The sequence below is a fragment of the Streptomyces sp. NPDC096105 genome (genome assembly GCF_044763335.1).
GTDB lineage: Bacteria > Actinomycetota > Actinomycetes > Streptomycetales > Streptomycetaceae > Streptomyces.
In genome coordinates this window covers 164,960-185,574 of sequence record NZ_JBIWGC010000003.1, presented here as the reverse complement: position 1 = coordinate 185,574, position 20,615 = coordinate 164,960, and the positions used below count along the sequence as shown (strand labels likewise).

Sequence of the window (20,615 nt, the reverse complement as noted above, 5' to 3'; positions counted from 1 at the left end):
CCCGATCCGGGCGGCGGGCGGACCGGATCGTCGTCTATCCTCCGATTCGGGTGAGGCCGGTCTCGGTCTCACGACGACACTTGAGGAGGTGGGTCCGGTTCCCGGTACCGACGCAGGGACCGAACACGGCCAGGCGGAGCAGCCCCAGGGCCGGGGCGGCACGGGCGCGGAATCGGCCGCGGAGCGCAGCGCGCGCTTCGAACGGGACGCGCTCGAATTCCTCGACCAGATGTACTCGGCCGCCCTGCGCATGACGCGCAACCCGGCCGACGCCGAGGACCTGGTGCAGGAGACGTACGCCAAGGCGTACGGGTCCTTCCACCAGTTCCGTGAGGGCACCAACCTCAAGGCATGGCTCTACCGGATCCTCACCAACACCTTCATCAACTCGTACCGCAAGAAGCAGCGCGAACCCCAGCGCAGCGGTGCCGAGGAGATCGAGGACTGGCAGCTCGCGCGCGCCGAGTCCCACATGTCCACGGGTCTGCGCTCCGCCGAGTCGCAGGCGCTGGACCACCTGCCGGACTCGGACGTGAAGGAAGCCCTGCAGGCGATCCCGGAGGAGTTCCGCATCGCGGTGTATCTCGCCGATGTGGAGGGCTTTGCCTACAAGGAGATCGCCGACATCATGGGGACACCCATCGGTACGGTGATGTCCCGTCTTCACCGGGGACGTCGTCAGCTGCGCGGCATGCTCGAGGACTACGCGCGTGAGCGCGGACTGGTCCCGGCCGGTGCCGGAGAGTCGAACGAAGCGAAAGGCTCGGGGTCATGAGCTGCGGAGAGCCGCACGAGACGGATTGCAGCGAAATCCTCGATCATCTCTACGAATTCCTCGACCGTGAGATGCCGGATGCCGACTGCCGGAAGTTCGAGCACCACTTCGAGGAGTGCTCGCCCTGCCTGGAGAAGTACGGGCTGGAGCAGGCGGTCAAGAAGCTCGTCAAGCGGTGCTGCGGGCAGGACGACGTGCCGGGCGACCTGCGGTCGAAGGTCATGGGCCGGATCGAGCTGATCCGCTCCGGCCAGGACGTGCCCGAGCAGGAGGTCACGGCCGCTCCGCAGGAGTCCTGACCCTCCCCTCCCCCAGGGCCGCGTCACCCGATGGTGCTAATCCGCGGGCGGTCCCCCCGCGGCGCCCCGGCCCGTCCTAGGCTCCAGAAGCCGGCGGGCGACGTGAAGGACGCGCGCGGCACGGTCGGGGGAGGGGCTCATGGAGGCGTTACCGGCGCGGGCCCGGGTGCATCTCGTCGGCATCACCCTGCTCGCCCTGCTCTGTCTGCTCCCCCTGCCGGGCGTGTCCCGGCCGGGGGTGCTGTCGTCCCTGCCGGACCCGCGCTTCCCCTGGTGGCCGGTCGTCCTGCTCGCCGCCCTGTACGCGGGATGCGAGCGGCTCGCCCGGTCCCGCCTCGTCGCCGGCCCGCACCCCGGCGGCGCCTTCCACCCGGTGCTGCTCGCCGGGGCCTTCCTGCTGCCGCCCGCCGCCGCCGCCCTCGTCGCGCTGCCCGGGGCGCTGCTGCTCCCCGTCGAGCACCGCCCCCGCCTCGCGCGCCGGCTGTGGCGCACCGGCCGGCTCGTCGTCGCCGTGTGGACCGCGAGCCTGGTCCACCTGAGGACCGGGGGCCGGGACGCGGTGGCGCGGTGCGACATGCCCGGCGCCCTCGCCACGGCGGGCGCCGCGGTGCTCGCGTTCTGCCTCGTCCTCACCCTGCTCGACGGCGGCGTCCCGGCGCCCGCGCCCGGCGGCCTCCCGCGCCGCCGTCCCGCGGCCGCCTGGTGGCGGCTGTTCCTCGGCTCCCTGGCGCCGCTCACCGTGCACGGCCTCGCCGGACTGATGATGGCCCTGCTGTGGCGCAGCCCGTACGGTCCGGTGGCGGCGCTGCTGGTGCTGCTGCCGATGGGCGTCTCCTGGTGGGCGTTCGCCCAGTACCACCGGGAGCGCGCCGCCCACCAGGCCACGATCCGCGCGCTGGTGCAGGCCGTCGACATCAAGGACGGCTACACGCGCGGGCACAGCGAGCGCGTCGGCCGCGCCTCCATGCTCATCGCGCGCGAACTCGGCATGGACGACGAGCGGGTCGAGACGCTGCGGTTCGCGGGCATCCTGCACGACGTCGGCAAGCTCGGGGTGCCCACCCGGCTGCTCACCAAGAACGGCCCGCTCACCCCCGAGGAACGCCGGGTCATCGAACTGCACCCCGAGTACGGGCACGAGATGGTGCGCGGCATCTCCTTCCTCGGCGAGGCCCGCGCGGCCGTGCTGCACCACCACGAGCGGATCGACGGCACCGGTTACCCGTACGGACTGGCGGGCGGTCAGATCCCGGAGTCCGCGCGGGTGGTCGCGGTCGCCGACGCCTTCGACGCGATGACCTCCACCCGCAGCTACAGCAGGGCGCGCCCGGTGCCCGTGGCGCTGGAGGAGCTCCAGCGGTGCGCGGGAACGCACTTCGACCCGCGGATGGTGAAGGCGCTGGTCCGTGCGATCGGCCGCACCGGCTGGCACCCGGCGGTGACCGCCGACGAACCCCGGCAGGCGGCCGCCCCCGGTCCCGCCGCGCCCGTCACCGGCCGTCCCGGGGCACGCCGGTGAGGCCCCGGCTGCACACCGTCGTGCATCTGTGCGCCGCCGTCCTCGCGGCCGGGGCGCTGGGCGCGACGCTGTACCACGGCGTCGAGGACCGCTCCACCGCGCTGGCCTTCGGCACGCTCGTCGCGGTCGGCGAACTCACCCGGAGGGGCGGCCGGGGGATCCGCGAGGCCGCGCCGCTCGCCGCGGCCGGCTCCCTGGCGTACGCGCTGCTCGGCGGGGTCGCGGGGCGGCCCGCCCACCACGGCGCCGCCCAGGTCGTCACCGTGGTGCTCGCTGCGTCGCTGCTCGGCAGCGTCCCGCACGTCGGACGCGGCGACGGACCCGCCCTCGACCCGGTGACCCGCCGGGTGCTGACCGTCGGCTTCGTCGCCGTGTGCTTTCACCCGCTGCACGCCCGGGGCACGTTCGACGACCTCGGCGGGCCGGGACACGCGCTGCTGCTGCTCGTGCTGCTGACCCTGACCGCGTTGTGCGACGCCGTGCTCGCCGCCGCGCTGGCCCGCTCCCGCACCGGCTGGCCCTTCCCGCCGCTGCTGCGCGACGAGCTGCGGGCCGTGCCCGGCATCGGGGCCGCCGTCGTCGCCACCGGCGCCGTGATGGCGCTGGGCGTGGCGGTCGTGGGTCTGTGGGCGCTGCCGGTGTTCTCCGTGCCGCTGCTGCTCGCGCAGCTCTCCCACCGGCGGTACACGGCGGTGCGCGCCACCTACCGGCAGACCATCGCGTCCCTCGCGCGGGCCACCGAGATCGCCGGGTGCACCCCGCCCGGGCACTCGCGCAGGGTCGCCGCGCTCAGCCAGGCGGTGGGCCGTGACCTCGGTCTGACCGAGCCGGAGCTGACCGTGCTGGAGTACGCGGCGCTGATGCACGACATCGGACAGCTCAGCCTCGTCGACCCGGTGCCCGCGGGCGCCACGGCGGGGCTGCCGCCCGACGAGCAGCGGCGGATCGCGCTCCTCGGCGGCGCGGTGGTGCGGCAGACCGGGGTGGACCCCCGGGTGGCCGGGATCGTCGAACGCCAGGCCGACCCGTACACCGAGCAGCCGCCGGCCGCCCGGATCGTCCGGGTGGTGAACGCGTACGACGAGAAGTCCCGGGAAGGAGGGCCCACAGGGCCGCTGACCGCGCTGGAGGAACTGCGGCTCGGGACCGCCGGGGAGTACGCGCCGGAGGTCGTCGAGGCCCTGGCCAGGGTGCTGTCCCGGGACACGGAGGGGACGCGTGAGCAGGTGGACCGGTCGTGGTGAGAAGCCGCAGCAGGCGGTCTGGTCCCCGCCCGTGCCGGGTAACCCATGGGTAATGAGCGCCCTCGCGGCCGTACGTGGTTGGATGCGAAGGAGAGGGTGTCCGGGGGCGCCGACCGCTGCGGCCGGCCCACCGAACGGAACGGGCAGGCGGGAATCGTGAGGATCTTCGGCAAGGGACGTCACCGGCCCTCCGCCTCCTGGCGGCAGGCCACGGACCGCGCGTTCACGCTCATCGGCGACGGCCGGTACGAGGACGCGGGCGCGCTGCTGACACGCGCCGCCGATCTGGAACCCTGGCTGTCGGAGTCCTGGTTCAACCTCGCGCTGCTGCACAAGTTCCGGCACGACTGGGAGCAGGCGCGCGCGGCGGGACTGCGTGCCGTCGCGCTGCTCGACCGCGACACCGGGGCGCCGGACTGGTGGAACGTGGGCATCGCCGCCACCGCCCTCCAGGACTGGCCGCTGGCCCGCCGCGCCTGGCAGGCGTACGGGCTGAAGGTGCCCGGCCCCGCGACCGACTCCGGCGAGCCCCTCGGCATGGACCTGGGCAGCGCGGCCGTACGGCTGTCCCCGGAGGGGGAGGCCGAAGTGGTGTGGGGGCGGCGGCTCGACCCCGCCCGCATCGAGGTGCTGTCCATCCCCCTGCCGTCCTCCGGGCGGCGCTGGGGCGAGGTCGTGCTGCACGACGGGGTGCCGCACGGCGAGCGGAGCACCGCCGCCGGGCACACCTACCCGGTGTTCGACGAGATCGAGTTGTGGGCGCCCTCGCCGGTGCCGACCTGGGTGGTGCTGCTGGAGGCCGCGTCCGAGGCCGACCGGGACGCGCTGGAACAGCTCGCCTCCGACGCCGGGTTCGCGGCCGAGGACTGGTCGTCGTCGGTGCGGCTGCTGTGCCGCATGTGCTCGGAGTCGCGGATGCCGTCCGACGAGGGCGACGGGGAGCACCTCGACCCGCACGACCACAGCGAGCCGGGGCACCCCGGGCCGCTCGGGCACCGTACCGACGGGCAGTTGTGGGTGCCGGAGCGCGAGTGCGGTCTCGCTGCGCCGGCTTCGTTGGTGCGGGGGCTGCTGGACGGGTGGGTCGCGGACAGCCCGGACTCCCGGGACTGGCGTGATCTCGAAGAGGTCTGTTAGGACCAGGGCCGCGGACCGTTCGCCGTACCCTGTATCAGCAGCACACTCCGGTTCCACCCAGGAAGGCACACGTCGGTCATGGCTCAGCAGGACACCGATCAGCAGCACGCGGGCGTGCTCCCCGTCGACGACGAGGGGTACGTCATCGACACGGAGGACTGCGAGGAGCGCGAGGCGGCCTGGCGGGAGCGCGGCACGTCGCGTCCGATCACCGTGGTCGGCAACCCGGTGCTGCACAGGGAGTGCAAGGACGTCACGGACTTCGGCGAGGAGTTCCAGCAGCTGGTCGCCGACATGTTCGCCAGCCAGCGCACCGCCGAGGGCGTGGGCCTGGCCGCCAACCAGATCGGTGTCGACCTGAAGGTCTTCGTCTACGACTGCCCGGACGACGAGGGCGTGCGTCACGTCGGCGTGGTCTGCAACCCCAAGCTCGTCGAACTGCCCGCCGAGCGGCGCCGGCTGGACGACAGCAGCGAGGGCTGCCTGTCGGTGCCCACCGCGTACGCGCCGCTGGCCCGCCCCGACTACGCCGAGGTGACCGGCCAGGACGAGAAGGGCAACCCGATCCGGGTACGCGGTACGGGCTACTTCGCGCGCTGCCTCCAGCACGAGACGGACCACCTGTACGGCTACCTCTACATCGACCGGCTGTCGAAGCGGGAGCGCAAGGCCGCGCTCAAGCAGATGGCCGAGAACGAGCCGCGCTACCCCGTGGTCGCCAACGACTGACCGCCGTCACGGCTCCCTTCCTCCCGCGCGCACGGCGCCCGTCCGGCACCTCCCGGACGGGCGCCGTTCCGCTGTGCGCGTCCCTCTGTGCGCGTCTGTGCGCGTCTGCGCGTGCTCGAAGGTAGCGAAAGAAGCAAATCCGTTCCCAGAACGGTCGCTTGTGGTGCTGAATGGAGGTGCGGGGATACGCACGGCGTACGCCCGGCTCAGGGGCGGGCGCTCAACTGGCGGCTGAGAGGGGATTGTTCGTGCATGCTTTGTCACACGGCACCACATCGACACCGACCACCATCGCGGTTCCACCGGCGCTGTCTCTCCCGGTGATCGAAACGGCGTTTCCCCGGCGACTCCACCCGTATTGGCCGAAGCTCCAGAGGGAGACCCGGGCATGGCTGCTCGAAAAGCGGCTCATGACACCGGAGAAGGTGGAGGAATATGCCGACGGCCTGTGCTACACGGACCTCATGGCGGGCTACTACATCGGCGCCCCCGACGAGGTCCTCCAGGCGATAGCGGACTACAGCGCCTGGTTCTTCGTCTGGGACGACCGGCACGACCGCGACATCGTGCACGGCCGTCCCGCAGCCTGGCGCCGGCTGAAGGACCTGCTGCACAGCGCCCTCGACCGCCCCGGCGACCACCTCGGTCACCAGGACCCCGTGGTCGCGGGCCTCGCCGACAGCGTGCAGCGGCTCTACGCCTTCCTGCCGGGCGGCTGGAACGCCCGCTTCGCGCGCCACTTCCACGCCGTGATCGACGCGTACGACCGGGAGTTCCACAACCGCACCGAGGGCATCGTCCCGACCGTCGAGGAATATCTGGAACTGCGCCGCCTCACCTTCGCGCACTGGATCTGGACCGACCTCCTGGAACCGAGCGCGGGTCTCGAACTCCCGCACGAGGTGCGGAAGAACCCGGCGTACCGGAAAGCGGCGCTGCTCAGCCAGGAATTCGCCGCCTGGTACAACGACCTCTGCTCGCTGCCGAAGGAAATCGCCGGAAACGAGGTGCACAATCTCGGCATCAGTCTCGTCACCCACGAGGGAATGACCCTCGAAGAGGCGATCGCCGAGGTACGGCGCCGCGTGGAGGAATGCATCAGCGAATTCCTGGACGCGGAACAGGAGGCATTACGGTTCGCCGACCGGCTCGACGACGGAACGGTGGGCGGAAAGGAGACGAGCGCCGCCGTGCGCGCCTGCGTCGGCAACATGCGGAACTGGTTCAGTTCCGTCTACTGGTTCCACCACGAGTCCGGCCGGTACCGGGTCGACAGCTGGGACGACCGGTCCACGCCCCCGTACGTCAGCAGCGCAACGGAAGGTGAGAAATGACCGTCGAGTCGGTACGCCCGAGGGGCGCCACCGCACCGGTCGAGCCGCCCGTGGCGGGCGGCGCCGTCCCGCTCCTCGGCCACGGCTGGCGCCTGGTGCGCGACCCCCTGGCCTTCCTGTGCCAGCTCCGCGACCACGGCGACGTGGTGCGCCTCAAACTGGGACCCAAGACCGTCTACGCCGTCACCACCCCCGCCCTCACCGGCGCGGTGGCGCTCAGCCCGGACTACATCATCGCCGGACCCCTGTGGGAGTCGCTGGAGAGCCTGCTCGGCAAGGAGGGCGTGGCCACCGCCAACGGCAAGCTGCACCGCCGCCAGCGGCGCACCATCCAGCCGGCGTTCCGGCTCGACGCGATCCCCGCCTACGGCCCGATCATGGCCGGGGAGGCCCACGCGCTGGTGGAGCGCTGGCGGACCGCGGGCGGGGCGCTGGACACCACGGCGGAGTCCTTCCGCGTGGCCGTGCGGATCGCCGCCCGCTGCCTCATGCGCGGCAGCTACATGGACGCCCGCGCCGAGCGCATATGCGCCGACCTCACCACCCTGTTCGCCGGAATGTACCAGCGTATGGTGGTGCCGCTCGGACCGCTCTACAAGGTTCCGCTCCCGGCCAATCGGGAATTCAACCGCGCACTGGCCGATCTGCACGTCCTGGTCGACGAGATCATCGCCGACCGACGGGCAAGCAGTCAAAAACCGAACGATTTGCTGACGGCTTTGCTGGAGGCGGAGGACGACAATGGCGACCCCATCGGGGAACAGGAGATCCACGATCAGGTTCTCGCCATCCTGACCGCCGGCGCCGAAACCGTCGGGTCCACGATCATGTCGCTGCTCCTGGTTCTCACCGAGCACCCGGAACTCGGCGACAAGATCCGCGACGAGGTGAAATCCGTCGTCGGCGACCGGCCGGTCGCATTCGAGGACGTGCGGAAGCTGACGTACACCGCGAATGTCGTCACGGAGACCCTGCGGCTGTATCCGGCCGTATGGATATTGACCCGCCGTGCGGTCGCCGACACGGAACTCGGCGGTTACCGCATTCCGAAGGGCGCGGACCTGATCTACAGCCCGTACGCGATCCAGCGCGACCGGCGGTCGTACGAGCGGAACGAGGACTTCGACCCGGACCGCTGGCTCCCGGAGCGGTCCAAGGACGTGCCCAAGTACGCGATGAGCCCGTTCAGCGTGGGCAACCGCAAGTGCCCCAGCGACCACTTCTCCATGGCGGAGCTCACGCTCATCACCGCCGTGGTCGCCGACGCGTGCCGCTTCGAGCACGCCGCCGGCTCCGACGCCCGGCCGCGCATCGGCATCACGCTGCGGCCCCGCCGGCTGATGCTGCGGGTGCTGCCCCGCTGACCGGCCGTGCGGCGCGCGTTCAGGCGGCCTCCGGGCCCCTGAACGCGCGCCGGTAGGACTGCGGCGTGGTTCCCACCACGCGCACGAAGTGGTGGCGCAGGGCGGCCGCGTTGCCGAAGCCGGTACGGCCGGCGATCGCGTCCACCGTCTCGTCCGTCCGCTCCAGCAGGTGCTGGGCCAGCAGCACCCGCTGGCCCAGGATCCAGCGGTAGGGCGTGGTGCCGGTCTCCTGCTGGAAGCGGCGGGCGAAGGTGCGCGGGGACATGTGGGCGCGGGCGGCGAGCTGCTCGACGGTGACCTCCTCGTCGAGGTGCCGCTCCATCCACCCCAGCACCCCGGCGACGGAGTCGCCCCCGGACTGCGGCAGCGGGCGCTCGATGTACTGGGCCTGCCCGCCGTCGCGGTGCGGGGGCACCACCATCCGCCGGGCGATCCGGTTGGCCACCTCGGGCCCCTGCTCCTTGCGCACCAGGTGCAGGCAGGCGTCGATGCCCGCGGCGGTGCCCGCCGAGGTGAACACCGGGTCCTCGTCGACGTAGAGCACGTCGGGCTCCGCCGTCAGATGGGGGTGCCTGCGGCTCAGCTCCTCCGCGTGCTTCCAGTGCACGGCGGCGCGGCGGCCCTCCAGCAGCCCGGCGGCGGCCAGTACGAACACCCCCGAGCACACGCTGAGCACCCGCGCGCCCCGGTCGACGCCCCGGCGCAGGGCGTCCAGCAGCTCGGGCGGGAACTCCCGCGTCACGTAGGAGGCGCCGGCCGGCACGGTGATCAGGTCCGCCGTCTCCAGGCGCTCCAGACCGTGCTCGACCTGGAGGGAGAAGCCCGTACTGGCGCGCACCGACGGCCCGTCCGCCGAGGCGACGGCGAAGTCGTAGACCGGCAGCCCGTCGTCGCTGCGGTCGATGCCGAACACCTCGCAGACCACGCCGAGTTCGAAGGGGTTCACGCCGTCGAGGAGGACGGCCGCCACATTCCGGAGCATGCCTCCAGTGTGCCGCACGACTGGCAGTAAATCGAGGGTGTACGGCAGTCCTGCCACTCCCGGTCAGGAGTGTCCGGCGCGACAGTGGTGTCCATGAACACGACGCAGAGGGAAGCACTGATCTCGATGGTGGCCGTTCTCGGCCTGTTCGTCCTCATGACCGCGCCCGCCGTGATCGGCATCCTGCGCGACCGCCGCCTGGACCGGCAGATCCGCCGGGCCGCGGCCACGGCGGCCGCCGAGATCCCCGCCCCGCCGGCCGCCGCCCGTCCGGCGCACGGGACCTCCTCCCGCCGCACCGCTCGGGCGGCGTGAGGAGACACCCGGCCCGGTCCCCGGGCCCCGGAAGTCCCCGGGCCCGGCGCCAGGGCCCTAGAAGTCCTCGTCCAGGTCGACCGTGCCCTCCACGGCGACCTGGTACGCGGACGGACGGCGCTCGAAGAAGTTGGTCAGCTCCTGGACGCCCTGCAGCTCCATGAAGGAGAACGGGTTCTCCGAGCCGTACACCGGAGCGAAGCCCAGCCGCACCAGCCGCTGGTCGGCGACGCACTCCAGGTACTGCCGCATCGACTCGGTGTTCATGCCGGGCAGGCCGTCGCCGCACAGGTCCCGCGCGAACTGCAGTTCCGCCTCGACCGCCTCGCGCAGCATGTCGGTGACCTGCCGGCCGAGCTCCTCGTCGAACAGCTCCGGCTCCTCCTTGCGCACGGTGTCCACCACGTCGAACGCGAACGACATGTGCATCGTCTCGTCGCGGAACACCCAGTTGGTGCCGGTCGCCAGGCCGTGCAGCAGACCCCGGCTGCGGAACCAGTAGACGTAGGCGAAGGCGCCGTAGAAGAACAGGCCCTCGATGCACGCGGCGAAGCAGATCAGGTTGAGCAGGAAGCGGCGCCGGTCGGCCCGCGTCTCCAGCCGGTCGATCTCCTCCACCGAGTCCATCCACCTGAAGCAGAACTGGGCCTTCTCCCGGATGGACGGGATGTTCTCCACGGCCGCGAAGGCCGCCGCCCGGTCGTCCGGATCGGGCAGGTAGGTGTCCAGCAGCGTCAGGTAGAACTGGACGTGCACGGCCTCCTCGAACAGCTGCCGCGACAGGTACAGCCGCGCCTCGGGCGAGTTGATGTGCTTGTACAGCGTCAGCACCAGGTTGTTCGCCACGATCGAGTCGCCGGTCGCGAAGAACGCCACGAGCCGGCCGATCAGGTGCTGCTCCTCCGGTGTCAGCTTCGCCAGGTCGGCGACGTCCGAGTGCAGGTCCACCTCCTCGACGTGCCAGGTGTTCTTGATCGCGTCCCGGTAGCGCTCGTAGAAGTCGGGGTAGCGCATGGGGCGCAGGGTCAGCTCGAAGCCGGGGTCGAGCAGGTTCTTGGTCGCGCTGGTGGTCACTGGCAGGCCTCGCAGGATTCGGGGTTCTCGAGGGAGCAGGCGACGGCCTCGGGGCCGGCCGGCTGCTGGACGGGGACGGCGGCGCGGGCCGCGCGGGCGATCCGGGTCGCCGGGCGGGAGCGCAGGTAGTAGGTGGTCTTCAGCCCCTGCTTCCAGGCGTAGGCGTACATCGAGGAGAGCTTCCCGATGGTCGGCGTCTCCAGGAACAGGTTGAGCGACTGCGCCTGGTCGAGGAACGGGGTGCGGGCGGCGGCCATGTCGATCAGGCCGCGCTGCGGGATCTCCCACGCCGTGCGGTACAGCCGCCGCACGTCCTCGGGGATCCACCCGAAGTCCTGCACCGAGCCGTTCGCCTCGCGCAGCGCCTCCCGGGTGCGCGCGTCCCACACGCCGAGCCGCTTGAGGTCCTCCACCAGGTACGAGTTGACCTGGAGGAACTCCCCGGACAGCGTCTCGCGCTTGAACAGGTTGGACACCTGCGGCTCGATGCACTCGTACACGCCGGCGATGGACGCGATGGTCGCGGTGGGCGCGATCGCCAGCAGCAGCGCGTTGCGCATGCCCGTCGTGGCGATCCGGCTCCGCAGCGCCTCCCAGCGCTCCGGCCAGGCCAGGGCGACGTCGTAGTGGTCGGGGTGCAGCACGCCCCGGGCGGTACGGGTCTTCTCCCAGGCGGGCAGCGGGCCGTGCCGCTCGGCCAGCTCGGCGGACGTCTCGTACGCGGCGAGCATGATCCGCTCGGCGATCCTCGTGGAGAGCGCCTTCGCCTCGGGGGAGTCGAAGGGCATCCGCAGCCGGAAGAACACGTCCTGCAGCCCCATCACGCCCAGACCCACCGGGCGCCAGCGGCTGTTGGACCGGGACGCCTGCTCGGTCGGGTAGAAGTTGATGTCGACCACCCGGTCCAGGAACGTCACGGCGGTGCGGACCGCGGCGTCCAGGCGCTCCCAGTCCATGCCGTCCCCGTCGGCGAAGGCCGCGAGGTTGACCGAGCCCAGGTTGCAGACCGCCGTCTCCCCGTCGTCGGTGACCTCCAGGATCTCCGTGCACAGATTCGAGGAGTGGACGACGTGGCCCGGCTCGGCGGTCTGGTTGGCGGTGCGGTTGGCGGTGTCCTTGAAGGTCATCCAGCCGTTGCCGGTCTGCGCGAGGGTGCGCATCATCCGGCCGTACAGCTCGCGGGCCGGGAGCGTCCTGCGGGCCAGGCCCTCGGCCTCGGCGGCGCGGTAGGCCGTGTCGAACTCCTCGCCCCACAGGTCGGCCAGCTCGGGCACGTCGGCCGGGGAGAACAGCGACCACGCCGCGTCGTCGGCGACCCGGCGCATGAACTCGTCCGGCACCCAGTGCGCCAGGTTCAGGTTGTGCGTACGGCGGGCGTCCTCACCGGTGTTGTCGCGCAGCTCCAGGAACTCCTCGATGTCCGCGTGCCAGGTCTCCAGGTAGACCGCGGCGGCGCCCTTGCGCCGGCCGCCCTGGTTCACGGCGGCGACGGAGGCGTCCAGCGTCTTCAGGAACGGCACGATGCCGTTGGAGTGCCCGTTGGTGCCGCGGATCAGCGAACCCCGGGCGCGGACGCGGGAGAAGGACAGGCCGATGCCGCCGGCGTGCTTCGAGAGGCGGGCGACCTGGTGGTAGCGCTCGTAGAGGGAGTCCAGCTCGTCCTTGGGGGAGTCGAGGAGGTAGCAGGACGACATCTGCGGGTGGCGGGTGCCGGAGTTGAACAGCGTGGGGGAGGAGGGCAGGTAGTCCAGCCGGCTCATCAGCCCGTACAGCGCGGCGACCTCCTCCAGCGCCCGCACGCCGTCGTCCTCGGCGAGACCGCAGGCGACCCGCAGCAGGAAGTGCTGGGGCGTCTCGACGACCTTGCGGGTGACCGGGTGGCGCAGCAGGTAGCGGCTGTGCAGGGTGCGCAGCCCGAAGTAGCCGAAGCGGTCGTCGGCGCCGGCGTCGATCAGCGCGTCCAGACGGGCCGCGTGCAGCCGGACGAAGGCGGCGGTCCGGTCGCTGATCAGGCCCTCCCGGTGCCCGGCGGCCACCGACCCGGTGAACGAGGTGACGCCCTGCGAGGCGGCCTCGGCGCGGATGCCGAGGGTCAGCAGCCGGGCGGCGAGCCGGGAGTAGGCGGGGTCCTCGGAGATCAGTCCGGCCGCCGCCTCGGTGGCCAGGTCCCGCAGCTCCGTCTCGTCGGCGGCGGCGGACCGGCCGCGCAGCGCGGCGGCGGCCACCCGGCCGGGGTCGGCGTCGGGCAGGTCGGCGGTCAGCTCCGTCAGGGTCCGCAGCAGCGCGGCCCCGGGGCCGTCGCTCTTCTCGGTCACGCCGGTCGCTGAAGCCGGATCGGCTGGCGCGATGGTCACGTGGGGCTCTCCCTCGCTCGGCACGGGGCCTCGAAAGGAGCAGGGGGCAGCACACGAGCGCACGCGGCGTCGCGTCCACCGGCCCATTCCACGAGGCCCGGACGTCAGGGCACCCGGACCGGAAGGGCCGGGCGCACTGTCGGCAGGTCCTCGGACTTGACTCCCGTGCGCGCCCGTGGGCAGGCATGGGTACACCGTTGCGGGACAGTTCCGGATTCGCACCGGATTCCCCTGCGGCGACAGCGAGCATGAGCATACATCTTGTGCCGGGCGTCGCCGGCGGACCCATATGTTGTGTCGCGCAGGGGTTATGGTGGTGCCGGGCGGAAGGGCCGGGCGGAGCCGTCAGAGCGTCAGCTCGTGGACGAGCAGCATGATGTCGTCCAGCTCCGGCAGCGGGTTCCAGTCCCGCCGGGGGGCGCGCGTGAAGCCCAGCCGTTCGTACACCCGGTGCGCGGCGTGCATGGTGTGCTGGGTGGACAGCACCATCCGCGCGCACCCGAGCGCCCGCGCCCGGTCGACGCAGGCCCGCACCAGGGCCTCGCCGGCGCCCCGGCCGCGGTGGGCGCGGGACACCGCCAGCATCCGTATCTCCGCCTCGCCGGGCTCCGCGGTGTCGGCCATCGGTCCGGGGCCCGGCACGAAGGTCACCCCGCCCAGCAGCGTGCCGTGCTCCACGGCGACCAGCACCTCGGCGGCCGCCGCGCGCTTCGCCACGTCCCGCAGCTCGCCGAGGTAGGCGTCGCTCTCCCCGAAGTCCAGCAGGCCGTCGCCGAGATGGGCCTGCGCGGTGATCTCACCGAGTTCCGCGTGCTCGCCGGGCGCCACCGGCCGGGTGACGATGTCCATGCGGGGGAGTCTGCCGCACGGGGACGACAGCGGGCCGCCGGTTCTCCACCGGCGGCCCGCTGCCCTCTGCCCTGCCGCGTCAGTGCGCGCTGCCCGCCGTGGCCGGCGGGAGCTCCACCTTCACGCCCGGGTCGCCGGCGTCCGCCGTGTAGTCCTGCGGCTGGGTCTCGTCGACGCCCTCGGGCGCCTTGACCGCCCGCATGACGAAGGTCAGGACGACCGTGACCAGCACGTTGATCACGAAGGCGGTGAGACCGATGTAGCCGATCTCCCCGATGCCCGGGATCTCCTTGGCGGAGCCGCCGAAGTGCTTCTGCGTCGGCGACGCCACCCCGTACGCGGCGACCGTGCCGTAGATCATGCCGACCGCCCAGCCGCCGATCAGCGCCCAGCGGTGGAACCACCGGGTGAACAGGCCGCCCACCAGCGCCGGGAAGGTCTGCAGGATCCAGATCCCGCCCAGCAGCTGGAAGTTGATGGCGACCGTCTTGTCCATGGTCAGCACGAAGGCCAGCGCGCCCACCTTCACCAGCAGCGACACGACCTTGGAGACGGCGGTCTCCTGCCTGGGCGTCGCGTCCGGCTTGATGAAGTCCTTGTAGATGTTGCGGGTGAACAGGTTCGCCGCCGCGATCGACATGATCGCCGCCGGCACCAGCGCGCCGATGCCGATCGCCGCGAAGGCCACACCGGCGAACCAGTCCGGGAACATGGTCTCGAACAGCTGCGGGATGGCCAGCTGGCCGTTCTGCACCTTCACCCCGGCCGCGATCGCCATGAAGCCGAGCAGCGCCAGCAGGCCCAGCATCAGCGAGTACAGCGGCAGGATCGTGGTGTTGCGGCGGATCACCTCACGGCTCTTGGAGGACAGCGTCGCGGTGATCGAGTGCGGGTACATGAACAGCGCGAGCGCCGAGCCCAGCGCCAGCGTGGCGTACGTCCACTGGCCGGCCTCGCCCGGCACCAGCGAGCCGCGCGGCGCGCCCGTGGCCGGGTTGGTCTCGCTGTACGCCTCCTGCGCGGAGGCGAAGATCTCGTCGAACCCGCCCAGCTTGATCGGGATGTAGATGATCGCCACCGCGATGACCAGGTAGATCAGCGTGTCCTTGACGAACGCGATCAGCGCGGGCGCCCGCAGCCCGGACGAGTAGGTGTACGCGGCGAGCACACCGAACGCGATGAGCAGCGGCAGGTCCTTGACGAACCAGTTGGTGTGCTCGCCGCCGCCGACGCCCATCACGTCCAGGACGGCCTGGATGCCCACCAGTTGCAGCGCGATGTACGGCATCGTCGCCAGGATGCCGGTCAGCGCGACGGCCAGCGACAGCCCCTTCGAGCCGAACCGCCCGCGCACGAAGTCGGACGTCGTCACATAGCCGTGCTTGTGCGACACCGACCACAGCCGGGGCAGGAAGGTGAAGATCAGCGGGTACACCAGGATCGTGTACGGCACCGCGAAGAAGCCGGCCGCGCCCGCCGCGTAGATCGCCGCCGGGACGGCCACGAAGGTGTACGCGGTGTACAGGTCGCCGCCCAGCAGGAACCAGGTGACCCAGGTGCCGAACGAGCGCCCGCCCAGGCCCCATTCGTCGAGGGTGTGCTCGTTCGCGGCCTTGCGCCAGCGCGCGGCCAGGAAGCCCATCACGGTGACGAGCACGAAGAAGAAGACGAAGACCGCGAGTGCCACGCCGTTCACGCCGTCGTTCACTGCTCCGCACCCCCCTTCCCGGCCGAGCGGGCGCGCTGGTCACGCTGGTCACGCTGCCACAGCTTGTACGCGACCATCGTCAGCGCGGTCGAGATCAGCACCCAGGCCATCTGGTACCAGTAGAAGAACGGGATGCCGATGAACACCGGGTCGGTCTTGGCGTAGGACCCGACCCACAGCATGGCCACGAACGGTGCGACAAGACAGAGACCGATGACGACGCGCACGGGCGTCACCACCGGCTCTCGTGGTGTTTCCGGGGCTTGTGACATCAGACGGCTCCCGTCCCCTCAGTGATCGCCGACGTTGGCTCGCGGCAATGTAGATGAGGGTCCGGGGTGGTCGTAACCCCCCGTAAGAGGAGAGGTGTGCGGCAGCGGCGCAACCGCGAGGCGACAGCGGCGAAAATCCCTGTCAGCCGCCCGGTCCGCCGGGTCGTGCGGGACGGCGGAGGGCCGCCCGGAGGCGTCCGGTCTCAGTCCTGCGGGCGCTTGAGACGCGCGACGAACTTGTACCGGTCGCCCCGGTACACCGACCGCACCCACTCCACGGGCTGCCCCTCACGGTCGAGCGAGTGCCGGGACAGCATCAGCATCGGCAGGCCGACGTCGGTGCCGAGCAGGCCCGCCTCGCGCGGCGTGGCCAGGGACGTCTCGATGGTCTCCTCGGCCTCCGCGAGATGGACGTCGTACACCTCGGCGAGGGCGGTGTAGAGGGAGGTGTACTTGGCCAGGCTGCGGCGCAGCGCCGGGAAGCGCTTGGCGCTGAGGTGGGTGGTCTCGATGGCCATCGGCTCGCCGTTCGCCATGCGCAGCCGCTCGATGCGCAGCACCCGGCCGCCGGCGGCGATGTCGAGCAGGCCGGCCAGCCGGTCGTCGGCCGTGATGTACCCGAGGTCGAGGAGCTGCGAGGTCGGCTCCAGGCCCTGGGCGCGCATGTCCTCGGTGTACGAGGTGAGCTGGAGCGCCTGGGACACCTTGGGCTTGGCGACGAAGGTGCCCTTGCCCTGGATCCGCTCCAGACGGCCCTCGACCACCAGTTCCTGCAACGCCTGGCGCACGGTGGTGCGCGAGGTGTCGAACTCGGCCGCCAGCGTGCGCTCGGGCGGGACCGGCGTGCCGGGAGGCGCGGTCTCGGTCATGTCGAGCAGGTGCTTCTTCAGCCGGTAGTACTTGGGCACGCGCGCCGTACGGACAACGGTCCCGCCCTCGTTCTCCGCACTGCTGACGTCGGTGCTCATGCTCTGCCTTCCCGGCTCCGGCTGCCGAAGCGGCCGACAGACCGTCGGCCACGGCTGACATCGTGGCACGGCTCCGGGCGGGGGCGGGCCCCTCGCACGCTCCGTGATCCCTTTTGTATACCCCTGTGACCGTGATGGTCCAGACCACGGGCGAGGGTCAGATGCCCTGCCACTCCGGCTTGCCGGCGTAGGTGTGCCGGAAGTAGTCGGCGAGCTTCAGCTTGGAGGCGGCGGCCTCGTCGGCCACCACGGTGGCGTGCGGGTGCAGCTGCAGCGCGGACGCCGGGCACACCGCCGCGACCGGGCCCTCGACGGTGGCGGCGACCGCGTCCGCCTTGCCCTCGCCGGTGGCCAGCAGCACCAGGTGCCGGGCCTCCAGGATGGTGCCGATGCCCTGGGTGATGACGTGGTGCGGGACCTGGTCGACGTCGCCGTCGAAGAAGCGGGCGTTGTCCGCCCGGGTCTGCTCGGTCAGGGTCTTGATCCGGGTGCGCGAGGCGAGCGAGGAGCACGGCTCGTTGAACCCGATGTGGCCGTCGGTGCCGATGCCGAGGAGCTGGAGGTCCACACCGCCGGCCTCGGCCAGCTCCCGGTCGTAGCGCTCGCACGCGGCCTGGACGTCCTCGGCCGTGCCGTCGGGGCTCAGGAAGGCGTCCACCGGGATACCGAGCGGGTCGAGGACCTCGCGCCGGAGCACCGAGCGGTAGGACTCGGGGTGGTCGGCGGGCAGCCCCACGTACTCGTCGAGCTGGGCCACCCGCGCACGGGAGGTGTTCACGGCGCCGGCACGGACCTTCGCCGCCAGCGCCTCGTAGACGGGCAGCGGCGTGGAACCGGTGGCCACGCCGAGCAGGGCGTCGGGCTTGCGTCGCAGCAGCTGGGCCATGGCCTCGGCGACGAGCTCGCCGCCCGCCTTGGCGTCCGCGACGATGACAACTTCCACGATGGGCCTGCCGATCTTCCGGTGGACTCGACTGGGACGGGCCCCGGGACACCGGGACCATGTGGTGTAGACCAATCTCAATCTAGCAGAGGGGCACCCGTCCGCCCAGGTGAGACCGGCCTCCGGAACGGAAACGGCACCCGGGCCCGGGTGCCCCGGAAATCCCGCGTCCGACCGGCCCCGCCGGCACACCTCTCGGGTTAGGCTGCATGCGGGACCCGTCCGCGTCCGCGGGGACGCGGAGGGACGGCGAAGAACCCCCGTACGACGCATTTACAGGCGCAGTGGTCTAGTCCACAATGCGTAGCAGGACACACAGACCTGCCTTCCCCGCACAGGAAGGCGGACCGAGGATCCGAGGCTCTCTGCCCTGACTGCCCCGGCTCCTCATCCTTCGGCCGACCGGGACCGCACACCCCACCGGCCGATATTGCTCCGGGCTGCGGTGCCGGGAGGGTTGAGGGTCCCTCCCAGGCGCCGCGGCCCGCGGGTGTTCCGGGGCCGGACGATCCCGCGGGTACGCTCGCTGACGTGCCCTCCATGAACGAACTCGTACGCCAGCACACCGCCCTCGACGACACCGACCTCGAGTGGCTCCACCTGCTGGTCTCGGAGTGGCAGCTGCTCTCCGACCTCTCCTTCGCCGACCTGGTGCTGTGGGTCCCCACCCGCGACGGCACGCGCTACGTCTCCGTCGCCCAGATGCGGCCCAACACCGGCCCGACCTCCTACCAGGACGACATGGTCGGCCACCTGGTCCCGCGCGGACGCCGGCCCATGCTGGACGCGGCCCTGGACGAGGGCCGCATCGTGCGTGAGGGCGACCCGGAGTGGCGGGAGGAGGTCCCGGTCCGCGTCGAGTCCATCCCGGTACGGCGCGAGGGGCGGGTCCTCGGCGTCATCGCGCGCAACACCAACCTGCTCACCGTGCGCACCCCGAGCCGGCTGGAGCTCACCTATCTGCAGAGCGCCTCGGACCTCGCGCAGATGATCGCGGCGGGCGCTTTCCCGTTCGCGAACCAGCAGCTGGAGATGGACGCCTCGCCACGGGTCGGCGACGGCCTGATCCGGCTCGACGCCGACGGCGTGGTCCAGTACGCGTCGCCCAACGCCCTGTCCGCCTACCACCGGCTGGGCCTGGCCGCGGACCTGGTGGGCCATCACCTCGGGCGGACCACCGCCGAACTGGCGCCCTCGCGCGGGCCGGTGGACGAGGCGCTGGCCAAGGTCGCGAGCGGCTGGGCGCCCCGCGAGTTCGAGATCGAGTCCGGCGACGGCGTGATCCAGTTCCGCGCGATCCCGCTCAAGCCCAAGGGCACCCGCATCGGTTCGCTGGTGCTGCTCCGGGACGTGACCGAACTGCGCCGCCGTGAACGCGAGTTGATCACCAAGGACGCCACCATCCGGGAGATCCACCACCGGGTGAAGAACAACCTCCAGACGGTGGCCGCGCTGCTGCGGCTCCAGGCCCGACGGATCGGGTCGGAACGCGGGCGCGCGGCGCTGGAGGAGGCCGTGCGGCGGGTCGGATCCATCGCCATCGTCCACGAGACGCTGTCCCAGAACCTGGACGAGCGGGTGGAGTTCGACGAGATCGCCGACCGGGTGCTCGCCATGGTCGCCGAGATCTCCCCGGGCAAGGTCACCGGCCGGCGTTCGGGCCGCTTCGGGATACTCGACGCCGAGGTGGCCACGCCGCTGTCGATGGTGCTGACCGAGGTGCTGCAGAACGCCCTGGAGCACGGCTTCCGCGAGGGCGAGACCGGCACCGTCGAGGTGTCGGCGGTGCGCGGCGGCACCTCCCGGGAGGCGCGTCTGCTGGTCACCGTGCAGGACGACGGGGTGGGGCTGCCCGAGGGGTTCGACCCGCACACCGCGGGCAACCTGGGCCTGCAGATCGTACGGACGCTGGTGGAGGGGGAGTTGGGCGGCGCCTTCGACATGGTGCCGGCGCCGGGGCGGGGGACCCGGGTGATCCTCGACATCCCGGTGCAGTCCCACGCGTAGCCGCCGGGCCCGGCGTGAACGGGCCCGGCGTGAACGGGCCCGGCGTGATGCGGGGCCGGCGTGATGCGGGGCCGGACAGCAAAAGGCCCCGGACCACGGTCCGGGGCTGATGCTCGTTCCTTCGCTTCCCCTGCCCGACCGGGTCGGGCACCGGGGGAACGTCGCGCTGCGGCTCGGGGCGGGAGATGCGTGTGCGCCGTCCACGGAATCATCCGGACGGGCGCACACGCGCCGCCAAGCTCAGGCTGTTCGCGGGGGCGGGGGCGGGGTCGTCAGGCGGAGGCCTGACGCGCCCGGTTGCGGGCAGCGCGGCGCTTCATCGCGCGACGCTCGTCCTCGCTGAGACCACCCCAGACGCCGGAGTCCTGACCGGACTCGAGCGCCCACTGCAGGCACTGCTCGATCACCGGGCAGCGGCGGCAGACGGCCTTGGCTTCCTCGATCTGCAGCAGCGCGGGACCGGTGTTGCCGATGGGGAAGAAGAGCTCGGGGTCTTCTTCGCGGCAAACGGCGTTGTGACGCCAGTCCATGGCTGCTACCTCTCCTTGGTATTACTGCGGTTAGCTTGTGAATGTGAACGCTTTCACGAATCCCCCAACAAGTGAAGGGCCGACTGCCAGGGTTCCTGGCGTGGTCCTTGGGTTTGAAGAGGGGTTCCGGTGATCTGTGGAGGCCGGTGTTGCGGGCCGTCCCGATCGCCAAGAAGAGACTCGCAAACCTCGGCGGCGGATACAACCCCTTC

Annotated in this window: 19 protein-coding genes and 1 riboswitch; of the genes, 10 read left to right on the top strand and 9 right to left on the bottom strand. The window is 71.6% G+C overall.

Annotation, left to right across the window (positions count from 1 at the left end; translation table 11 throughout):
- Positions 1-88: 88 nt before the first annotated feature.
- The 8 genes from sigR (at position 89) to ACIQ8B_RS06315 (ending at position 8,401) form a co-directional block, all read left to right on the top strand.
- Positions 89-775 carry an RNA polymerase sigma factor SigR gene (gene sigR / locus ACIQ8B_RS06350; protein WP_198602713.1) on the top strand — a complete coding sequence of 229 codons (687 nt, stop codon included), beginning with the start codon at positions 89-91 and terminating at the stop codon, positions 773-775.
- On the top strand, positions 772-1,074 hold the full coding sequence (rsrA, locus tag ACIQ8B_RS06345) for a mycothiol system anti-sigma-R factor (protein WP_106412528.1): 303 nt from the start codon (positions 772-774) through the stop codon (positions 1,072-1,074). The genes sigR and rsrA overlap by 4 nt, the downstream gene beginning before the upstream one ends.
- 139 nt (positions 1,075-1,213) lie before the next feature.
- Positions 1,214-2,593 carry an HD-GYP domain-containing protein gene (locus ACIQ8B_RS06340; RefSeq protein WP_403545688.1) on the top strand — a complete coding sequence of 460 codons (1,380 nt, stop codon included), beginning with the start codon at positions 1,214-1,216 and terminating at the stop codon, positions 2,591-2,593.
- The gene (locus ACIQ8B_RS06335; protein ID WP_290005904.1) at positions 2,590-3,837 is read left to right on the top strand and encodes an HD-GYP domain-containing protein; all 1,248 of its coding nucleotides are present in this window, start codon (positions 2,590-2,592) and stop codon (positions 3,835-3,837) included. The genes ACIQ8B_RS06340 and ACIQ8B_RS06335 overlap by 4 nt, the downstream gene beginning before the upstream one ends.
- A gap of 156 nt (positions 3,838-3,993) precedes the next feature.
- On the top strand, positions 3,994-4,974 hold the full coding sequence (locus tag ACIQ8B_RS06330; RefSeq protein WP_106416248.1) for a hypothetical protein: 981 nt from the start codon (positions 3,994-3,996) through the stop codon (positions 4,972-4,974).
- Positions 4,975-5,052: 78 nt separating this feature from the next.
- Entirely contained in the window at positions 5,053-5,703 is a 651-nt protein-coding gene (gene def / locus ACIQ8B_RS06325; protein ID WP_290005906.1) for a peptide deformylase, read from the top strand.
- A gap of 248 nt (positions 5,704-5,951) precedes the next feature.
- A complete protein-coding gene (cyc1, locus tag ACIQ8B_RS06320) occupies positions 5,952-7,037 on the top strand; it encodes an epi-isozizaene synthase (protein WP_403545685.1) in 1,086 nt (361 codons plus the stop codon).
- On the top strand, positions 7,034-8,401 hold the full coding sequence (locus ACIQ8B_RS06315) for a cytochrome P450 (RefSeq protein WP_366251977.1): 1,368 nt from the start codon (positions 7,034-7,036) through the stop codon (positions 8,399-8,401). Before cyc1 ends, ACIQ8B_RS06315 begins: the two co-directional genes overlap by 4 nt.
- Positions 8,402-8,420: 19 nt before the next feature.
- On the opposite strand, the gene ACIQ8B_RS06310 is transcribed toward ACIQ8B_RS06315, so the two are convergent.
- Entirely contained in the window at positions 8,421-9,383 is a 963-nt protein-coding gene (locus ACIQ8B_RS06310) for a GlxA family transcriptional regulator (RefSeq protein ID WP_403545683.1), read from the bottom strand.
- A 93-nt stretch (positions 9,384-9,476) separates the two neighbouring features.
- Between ACIQ8B_RS06310 and ACIQ8B_RS06305 the strand changes: the two genes are divergently transcribed.
- Positions 9,477-9,698: a hypothetical protein gene (locus tag ACIQ8B_RS06305; protein WP_290005914.1), complete on the top strand. Its 222-nt coding sequence runs from the start codon at positions 9,477-9,479 to the stop codon at positions 9,696-9,698.
- A gap of 57 nt (positions 9,699-9,755) precedes the next feature.
- Here ACIQ8B_RS06305 and ACIQ8B_RS06300 read toward each other — a convergent pair whose 3' ends face one another.
- From ACIQ8B_RS06300 to nagB, 7 genes are all read right to left on the bottom strand, one after another.
- Positions 9,756-10,712, bottom strand: a complete 957-nt coding sequence (locus ACIQ8B_RS06300) for a ribonucleotide-diphosphate reductase subunit beta (protein ID WP_403546025.1) — start codon at positions 10,710-10,712, stop codon at positions 9,756-9,758.
- 56 nt (positions 10,713-10,768) lie between these two features.
- Positions 10,769-13,126, bottom strand: a complete 2,358-nt coding sequence (locus tag ACIQ8B_RS06295; RefSeq protein WP_403545679.1) for a ribonucleoside-diphosphate reductase subunit alpha — start codon at positions 13,124-13,126, stop codon at positions 10,769-10,771.
- A gap of 123 nt (positions 13,127-13,249) precedes the next feature.
- Positions 13,250-13,389: riboswitch (cobalamin riboswitch) on the bottom strand.
- 82 nt (positions 13,390-13,471) lie between these two features.
- Positions 13,472-13,975 (bottom strand): GNAT family N-acetyltransferase, encoded by a 504-nt coding sequence (locus tag ACIQ8B_RS06290; RefSeq protein WP_403545677.1) that lies wholly within the window; start codon positions 13,973-13,975, stop codon positions 13,472-13,474.
- Between the two features lie 79 nt (positions 13,976-14,054).
- Positions 14,055-15,683: a monocarboxylate uptake permease MctP gene (gene mctP, locus ACIQ8B_RS06285; protein WP_403545675.1), complete on the bottom strand. Its 1,629-nt coding sequence runs from the start codon at positions 15,681-15,683 to the stop codon at positions 14,055-14,057.
- The gene (locus ACIQ8B_RS06280; protein WP_403545673.1) at positions 15,680-15,955 is read right to left on the bottom strand and encodes a DUF3311 domain-containing protein; all 276 of its coding nucleotides are present in this window, start codon (positions 15,953-15,955) and stop codon (positions 15,680-15,682) included. Before ACIQ8B_RS06280 ends, mctP begins: the two co-directional genes overlap by 4 nt.
- A gap of 203 nt (positions 15,956-16,158) precedes the next feature.
- On the bottom strand, positions 16,159-16,923 hold the full coding sequence (locus ACIQ8B_RS06275; RefSeq protein WP_290005918.1) for a GntR family transcriptional regulator: 765 nt from the start codon (positions 16,921-16,923) through the stop codon (positions 16,159-16,161).
- A gap of 157 nt (positions 16,924-17,080) precedes the next feature.
- On the bottom strand, positions 17,081-17,866 hold the full coding sequence (gene nagB, locus ACIQ8B_RS06270) for a glucosamine-6-phosphate deaminase (RefSeq protein ID WP_403545670.1): 786 nt from the start codon (positions 17,864-17,866) through the stop codon (positions 17,081-17,083).
- Between the two features lie 540 nt (positions 17,867-18,406).
- Between nagB and ACIQ8B_RS06265 the strand changes: the two genes are divergently transcribed.
- Positions 18,407-19,873: a sensor histidine kinase gene (locus ACIQ8B_RS06265; RefSeq protein WP_290006226.1), complete on the top strand. Its 1,467-nt coding sequence runs from the start codon at positions 18,407-18,409 to the stop codon at positions 19,871-19,873.
- Positions 19,874-20,145: 272 nt separating this feature from the next.
- Here ACIQ8B_RS06265 and ACIQ8B_RS06260 read toward each other — a convergent pair whose 3' ends face one another.
- A complete protein-coding gene (locus ACIQ8B_RS06260; protein WP_003992873.1) occupies positions 20,146-20,403 on the bottom strand; it encodes a WhiB family transcriptional regulator in 258 nt (85 codons plus the stop codon).
- Positions 20,404-20,615 lie beyond the last annotated feature (212 nt).

Bases quoted from the DNA above. Each gene is read 5' to 3' on its own strand.
- rsrA (WP_106412528.1), top strand. From the start codon at position 772: ATGAGCTGCGGAGAGCCGCACGAGACGGATTGCAGCGAAATCCTCGAT.
- ACIQ8B_RS06340 (WP_403545688.1), top strand. From the start codon at position 1,214: ATGGAGGCGTTACCGGCGCGGGCCCGGGTGCATCTCGTCGGCATCACC.
- def (WP_290005906.1), top strand. From the start codon at position 5,053: ATGGCTCAGCAGGACACCGATCAGCAGCACGCGGGCGTGCTCCCCGTC.
- ACIQ8B_RS06315 (WP_366251977.1), top strand. From the start codon at position 7,034: ATGACCGTCGAGTCGGTACGCCCGAGGGGCGCCACCGCACCGGTCGAG.
- ACIQ8B_RS06310 (WP_403545683.1), bottom strand. From the start codon at position 9,383: ATGCTCCGGAATGTGGCGGCCGTCCTCCTCGACGGCGTGAACCCCTTC.
- ACIQ8B_RS06305 (WP_290005914.1), top strand. From the start codon at position 9,477: ATGAACACGACGCAGAGGGAAGCACTGATCTCGATGGTGGCCGTTCTC.
- ACIQ8B_RS06300 (WP_403546025.1), bottom strand. From the start codon at position 10,712: ATGCGCTACCCCGACTTCTACGAGCGCTACCGGGACGCGATCAAGAAC.
- ACIQ8B_RS06290 (WP_403545677.1), bottom strand. From the start codon at position 13,975: ATGGACATCGTCACCCGGCCGGTGGCGCCCGGCGAGCACGCGGAACTC.
- ACIQ8B_RS06280 (WP_403545673.1), bottom strand. From the start codon at position 15,955: ATGTCACAAGCCCCGGAAACACCACGAGAGCCGGTGGTGACGCCCGTG.
- ACIQ8B_RS06275 (WP_290005918.1), bottom strand. From the start codon at position 16,923: ATGAGCACCGACGTCAGCAGTGCGGAGAACGAGGGCGGGACCGTTGTC.
- ACIQ8B_RS06265 (WP_290006226.1), top strand. From the start codon at position 18,407: ATGAACGAACTCGTACGCCAGCACACCGCCCTCGACGACACCGACCTC.
- ACIQ8B_RS06260 (WP_003992873.1), bottom strand. From the start codon at position 20,403: ATGGACTGGCGTCACAACGCCGTTTGCCGCGAAGAAGACCCCGAGCTC.